This window comes from Maribellus luteus (genome assembly GCF_003576475.1).
GTDB lineage: Bacteria > Bacteroidota > Bacteroidia > Bacteroidales > Prolixibacteraceae > Draconibacterium > Draconibacterium luteum.
The window spans coordinates 1-556 of record NZ_QWGR01000211.1 but is presented as its reverse complement, the minus strand read 5'-3'; the positions used below and the strand labels follow the sequence as shown (position 1 = coordinate 556).

The window sequence follows — 556 nt, the reverse complement described above, 5'->3', positions numbered from 1 at the left end:
GGCAACGAGCAGAAGAACGACGCGCAGCATCCAGCGCCAGAAAGTCCGCATCAAGTCCTCCGCCATGTCGAAACTGCATGGGTTTCGATCGAATTGGGATGAAGTTGACTCCACACCGGTCCGGCCTGTCAATGTGCCGCTGCGCCAGGCAACTATCCCCTGTCGGAAATCGGCTTGAATGCGCTGGGCACGTCTGCCAAAACGGTTGCGAAACAGAAGGAAGGCCGGCCCGTGAAGACGTTTTTTGTGCAGTTCAAGTGCGAACTCGGCAAGGCCTATGAGGTGGCCGCCGCGCTTGCCGCCGCTGAGCTCGCCTCCGAGATCTATTCGACTGCCGGCCACTACGATCTGCTTGCGAAATTCTACATCGACGATGACCAGGACATCGGCCACTTCGTCAACGAGAAGGTGCAGATCATTCCCGGTATCTCCGACACTTTCACGACGGTGACTTTCCGGGCATTTTAGGCCACGGTAAACTGCACGCCGAATAAGCACGCATTGCCCAGGAAGCTGTTTTGCCGCCTGCCTATCGGGCAATCTTGATGGCCAGGCT

The 556-nt window shown here is 57.4% G+C and carries 1 protein-coding gene; it reads left to right on the top strand.

Annotation, left to right across the window (positions count from 1 at the left end; all coding sequences use genetic code 11):
* Positions 1-174 precede the first annotated feature (174 nt).
* Complete coding sequence (locus D1614_RS24705) at positions 175-468, top strand: Lrp/AsnC ligand binding domain-containing protein (protein WP_206610196.1); 294 nt, start codon at positions 175-177, stop codon at positions 466-468.
* Positions 469-556: the final 88 nt, after the last annotated feature.